Genomic DNA, 6,657 nt, shown 5'->3' on the forward strand with positions numbered 1-6,657 from the left:
CATGTTGAATTTATGCCAATCACTTGCAAAGGATAACATTGCGCTTTGGGCCAATGGAGACAAACTTAAGATTGTCCATGGTGAGCAAGGACTCAGCCAACAATGGGTTGACTACCTCAAAGCAAATAAAGCCGCATTATTAGATTACCTTGTATCGCAGCAAGTTTTTTCCGAACAAGACTTTGAACAGTTACTAGCGACAGAGCATAAAAAGGCATCTGAGATCCGTGCCATCTTTGATGCTAACAGTATGCAAAAAGGTTTTGTTTATCATCACCTTGCCCAACCAAATGACGATGCTTACCGCGTTCAGTTAGTCATCGATTACCATCAAACACTCGATGTCGATGCTTACCAACAGGCTTGGATCTTGGCATCAATGCGTTACCCTGCGCTACGTACTGCGTTCAACTGGGAAAATGAAATCATCCAAGTGATCAAAGGAGGGGCCGGATTTACCCCAAATCACTTCAGTTTTCACGACTTCAGTACGTTAGACCACATTGAACAACAGACACGTATCGATAAGCTCATTCACGACGACCGTAATACACCTTTCGATTTGACTCAACCGGGATTAATGCGTTTTGCTATCGTTAAACGCGCCGATACACATTACACCCTAATTAAAGCAGAACACCATAGCATCAGCGATGGCTGGAGCTTTCCGGTGATGCTGCAAACCGTGCATCAAAACTACGCCAAACTAACCAAAGGCGAGCCGGTCATTGTTGAAGAAGAAACGGCTTACCTACAAACACAAGCGCGCTATCAGCAAAATCAAAAATCTAGCGATAGCTATTGGCAAAACCAAAAGGCACAATTTGGTGAGCCCAATGATATCAACCGCTTATTGAGTAAAAATATTGACCAATCTGGCTCGTCACAGATCCAAAAAGCAGCAGCGAGCGAATTAAAGCTCTCTTCAGAGCGCCATCAACAGCTCAAAGCATTTGCTAAACAACACGGGCTCACGCTGAACGTCTTAATGCAATTTGCTTGGCATAAAGTACTGCAATATTACTGCGACGCTGAGCAAACCATAGTAGGCACAACGGTCTCGGGTCGTGAACTACCCATTGACGGGATCCATGCCAGTGTTGGTTTATATATCAATACCCTACCTCTTTCCCTTGATTGGCAAGAAACGGCCAGTATTCGCACCCAGCTTACAGCGCTGAAAGAAAAAATTGCAGAACTTAACGGCAACAGCAGTGTTTCACTGTCGCAACTACAAGAGCCGAATACTCGCCTGTTCAACAGTCTATTTGTATTTGAAAACTATCCGACGCCAGCGGGACAAGACGTACTCGAATGGTCGTTCGATAAGATGATTGAAAAAGTAGACTATCCGCTCACCATCAGCATTGTTGAACAACAAGATATCTTGCTACTTAAGTTGAGCTTCTGCGAAACCATGCTGGCACCAAGCAAAGCACAGCGATTGCTCACCCAAATGACATTGGTGTTAGATGCCATTATTGCTGATGAAAACCAGCCGCATAACCAAATTTCTTTGTTAAGTAATGATGAGCGAGCACCAATGGTTGAGGTAGATGAGCATGCGGATTATTTGCACTCTACTATCCATGAGTTGGTTGCTCAGCAAGCACAAAAAACGCCAGCTCGAATAGCGCTGGTTGAAGGCGAAATGCAGCTGACCTACCAAGAATTAGAACAAAGCGCGAATAAGCTTGCCGCCTACATTAAAGATCATGTGGACGTTGGCGCTAACCATCGCTTTGTTGGGCTTTTCTGTGAACGCTCTATTGCAATGGTAATCGCAAAACTGGCTATCCTAAAGGCGGGTTGCGCTTATGTACCGCTTAATCCTGATTATCCAGATCAGCGCATAGAGTATATGCTCAACGACACGCAACTTGGTTTGATTTTAACACAAAGCGAGCTGCGCCCGCGTATCGAAACACTCGTTGCAAGTTGTGATGCAGAGCCGCAAATTACCTGCTTAGATAGCTTGTCTTTGTCTGATGCAGCGCCCGTACTATCAGGTGCACATGCGCAAACCGAAGCCTATGTGATCTATACATCGGGTACGACAGGTGAGCCAAAGGGCGTGGTCGTTCCACACCGTGGCGTTGTTTCTTTGGTACAAGATACTGATTTAATAAACACGTCAGAAAACGACGTGTTTATTCACCTATCTAATCCAAATTTTGACGCCGCAACGTTTGAAATTTGGACACCACTAATAAACGGCTGCAAATTAGTTGTAGCAAGTGCGCAACAAGGCGCGGATCCTGACAGCCTATCAAGGTTAATTAAACAACACGGTGTTAGTGTACTTTGGCTAACGCGCACACTGTTTGATTCGCTGTATTTACAACAACCTGATATTTATGACAATGTCCGCTGCGTACTAACAGGCGGTGAGGCAATCACTCCAAGCATAGTCAAACGCATTCTCGCCCGAGATACGCGACCAGAGTTGGTGATAAACGCGTATGGCCCAACTGAAAGCACGACATTTACCACTTTCTATCCATGCGCCAATATTGATGGCCCGGTGCCCATCGGCCAAGCCATTAATCATCGCCAAGTATTATTGCTTGATAAACATCTTAATCCAGTGCCATACGGCGCGACAGGCGAGATATTTATAGCAGGAGCCGGACTTGCGTGTGGCTATCTTAATAAACCCGAAATGAGTGCTGCGCGCTTTATCGATAACCCCTTTGCAAGCGCAAAGGCCAAACAACTCGGGCTAGATAAACTGTATAAAACGGGAGACTTAGGACGTTGGTCCGAGTCTGGCGTACTAGAGTTTTTAGGCCGTAACGATCACCAAGTGAAGATCCGCGGGTTCAGGATTGAGCTTGCTGAAATAGAAGCACAGCTCAACGAATTGGCGCAAGTGAAAGTCGCTGCTGTGGTGGTATTCGAACAAGCGGGCAACAAGCAACTTGCCGCATACGTGGTACCAGAGCGCGGCGAGTTAGACCTAAATGCAGTAAAACAGGAACTGGCTCAGGTTTTACCTAGCTATATGATCCCAAGCTACTTTGAAGTGATGTCGGCGTTACCGTTTAACAACAATGGAAAGCTGGATCACAAGCAATTGCCTACTCCAACGGTGGTAGATGAAGACAACTATCAAGCACCGAGCAGCGAATTAGAAAAACAATTGTGTGGTATTTGGCAGTCAGTATTGGGTCTAGAACAAGTGGGCGTTAATGATGACTTTTTCAAAGTCGGTGGCGACTCTATTGTCAGTATTCAACTTGTGTCTGCGCTGCGTAAAGCTGGCTTTAACCTTCAGGTTAAAGACATCATTGACGCCCCAAGCGTGGCAGCGCAGGCCTATTTAATTCAACACGTTAGCACTGAAACCATCGAACTTATCACGGAGCAAGGTAGGTTAAGTGGTAAGTTTGCACTACTGCCTATCCAACAGTGGTTTTTCGATTTAGGGCTACCAAATCCACACCATTGGAACCAAGCATTTACCCTTAACTTACCTGAACACATTGAACACACGGGGCTGACTCAAGCTATTCAAGCGCTGAGCGAGCATCATGACATGCTACGTTGTCACTTTGTTCAGACCAGCAACGGGGTAAAACAAGCGTACCAAGCGGCAATAGAGCTTGAAGTCCCATTACTTGATGCGACGGCTCTGAGTAAAGACGCGTTATTTAACGAATTGACCAAACTACAAAGCCAATTTGATTTATTCAATGGCCCCCTGTGGCAGGCAGCGTTGGTGAAAACGGCCGAGGGCAGTCAGGTATTCTTTGCCTTCCATCATGCCATTATTGATGTGGTATCGTGGCGGGTGTTAAGCCAAGACTTACAAACCCTATTAAGTGGTGAAGCACTAACAGACAAGCTTACCAGCTATCGTCAGTGGGTGGATGCCATTGCCACCTACCCTTCGGCTTACCCTGAGCAAGCGTACTATTGGCAGCAGGTACAAAAAGGCTTTACTAGCCAACCCACTTACTCAGCACAATCACAATACAGCATCACATTTGCGCAAGAAACGACCGCTAAATTGCTACGAGATGCCAATCTTGGTTTGAATACTGACATTAACGACTTGCTTTTGGCGGCACTCAATATTGCCCTACACAGCACTTTTGACAGTACCGTTAATCATATTCAACTTGAAGGTCATGGTCGTGAAAATATAGATCCGCGCTTGGATGTGTCGCAAACCTTAGGCTGGTTTACCAGTATGTATCCTGTGCGCCTTGAACACCACGACAACGTGATTGCAACCATCGCAAACACTAAAGAAATGCTGCGTCAGATCCCGGATAAAGGCGTGGGCTATGGCGCTTTTGTACAAGCTGGCAAAGTCAGCGTAATTCGCCCTCAGGTGAGCTTTAACTACCTAGGTCAATTGAATCAGCAACAACAGCAAAGCCGAGACTGGCAGCTGGATGATACTCAAGCAGGCTATGTGATGACAGAGGCAAACGCTCAGGCTGACAATGCACTGCTACTCAACATCAATGGCGCAGTTCGCGGTGACAAGCTTCACTTTGATGTGGTTTCGAGGTTGAACCAATCACAGTCGCTGGCATTTGTTGAGCACTTTGAAATGGCGCTTCACCAGGTCATTAATGCAAGCTGCGAACTAGCAGTACAAACACCGCAGCAAACTCCTAGCGATTTGGGGTTAAGCGACTTGTCTTATGGGCATTATCAAGCGCTGAGCAAGCACTATAATATCGAAGCACTTTACCCAGCAAATAGCTTGCAACAAGGCTTTATCTATCATGCTGTTAACTTCCCAACGGATGATGCCTACCGAGTGCAATTGGTCATGGATATTGAACAAGCGCTAGAGGTTGAACACTTTATTCATGCCTGGCGTTTAGCGTCGCTTCGCTTCCCTATTCTACGCACCGCTTTTGATTGGCAAGAATGTCTACTCCAAGTGGTGTGTCGCGACGCCAGTATTGATGACAGTCACTTCACCATAGTAGATCTATCATCCTTTGACGAGCACGGCCAACAGCAAGCCATCAGCAAAGCTCAAGCCGCAGACCGACAAGTTCCGTTTGACCTAAGTCAACCGGGGCTTATTCGCTTCACCTTGTTTAAGCGCAGTGAAAACCTCTACACACTTATCAAAACCGAGCACCATGCCATTAATGATGGCTGGAGTGGACCGTTAATGCTGCAAGCTGTCGCGGGGTATTATCGCCAGCTTTGTGCAGGGAAAACACCAGAGGTGCAAGCGCAGCAAACCTATTTAGAGGCGCAAGCTTATTACCTTAAAAATACCAAGCAAACTCAAACATACTGGCAGCAACAACAAGCCGAATTTGACACCGCAAACGATATTAACTTATTGCTTGGTGGCCAATATGACTTGTCGCAAAGTCGAATCGTTGAACAAGTGCAATCGGTACAATTTAGCCTTCAAGGCGAGGCGTTTAGGTCGCTACAACATACTTGTCAACAAGCTGGCGTAACCCTCAACGTTGCACTGCAATTTGCTTGGCATAAGTTATTGCAAACCTATTCTGGTGATAGCCAAACGATTGTTGGTAGCACAGTTTCCGGTCGTGAAATTCCAGTCAATGGGATTGAACAAGCGGTCGGTTTGTTCATCAACACCTTACCTTTAGTGGTGAATTGGCAAGCAGAAGCAAGTTGTAATGACATTCTCAAAGCCATTCAAAAAGGCGTAGCTGCACTCAATAGCCACAGCGACATGAGCTTGTCGAAACTGCAACGTGATGGTCAACGCTTGTTCCATACCCTCTTTGTATTTGAAAACTACCCGACTCCAGAAAATACCGGCAGCTGGAAGTTCAGAGAATCAATAGAAAAAGGCGACTATCCGCTTTCTGTGGTGGCCCAAAGCGAGCAAGACCGATTAGACTTTGTGATGCACTACAACGGAGAATGGTTAAGCACAGCACGGGCAGAGTGGATCCTTGACCAAGTACAAGCTATTTTGATTCAGCTTGGGGAGCGACTGACACAAAGCCATCAAAGCATTAGCTTGGTCAATAACCAAATGCAGACAACGCTTAGCCAATGGCACAACAACGCCGAGTCATTTGCCACCGACAAAGATCTGGCCAGCTTAGTAGAGCAGCATGCCACTAACACCCCAGAGCTGACGGCCATGTTAACCAGCAGCGGTGAAGCACTGTCTTATGCCGAAGTGAACGGTAAAGCCAATGCCCTTGCGAAGCAAATCATTGCTCAGCACCCCAAAGTACAAGCTGGCCTATTGCCTGCCGACACCCCCATCGCCCTCTACTTTTCTCGCAGTAGCGAGATGCTTATTGCTATTTTTGCCGTGCTCAAAGCCGGTGGTGCCTATGTGCCTGTTTCACCAGATTACCCCGAAGCTCGGGTTGAATTTATTTTAACTGACACCAACACCGACTTAGTGCTAACCCAGGAAAGTCACTTGCCTTCACTTGAGCCTGTGCTTGGAAAAGCCACAGCGCTCGGCGTGAAGGCGCTCAGCGTAAACACCCATGCACTGGCGGTGGAGCATGAGAACTTAGTACGTCCAACCGCGTTGGCTAACTTGGCTTATATCATCTACACCTCAGGGACAACCGGACAACCAAAAGGCGTAATGCTCACGCAGCACAATGTGCTTTACTATCTTCACGCCTTAACCAGCCAGTTAGGTGACAAGTATCGTAATATCGACTTTTCTTC

The 6,657-nt window shown here is 46.6% G+C and carries 1 protein-coding gene; it reads left to right on the forward strand.

Translation table 11 applies throughout. The features are described 5' to 3' along the window. Nucleotide 1: 1 nt before the first annotated feature. Nucleotides 2–6,657: non-ribosomal peptide synthetase (locus tag EXT47_RS11530; RefSeq protein WP_130126619.1), on the forward strand; the 6,656-nt coding region annotated here is incomplete at its 3' end.

It is taken from the genome of Pseudoalteromonas sp. CO342X, from assembly GCF_004208915.1.
GTDB lineage: Bacteria > Pseudomonadota > Gammaproteobacteria > Enterobacterales > Alteromonadaceae > Pseudoalteromonas > Pseudoalteromonas maricaloris.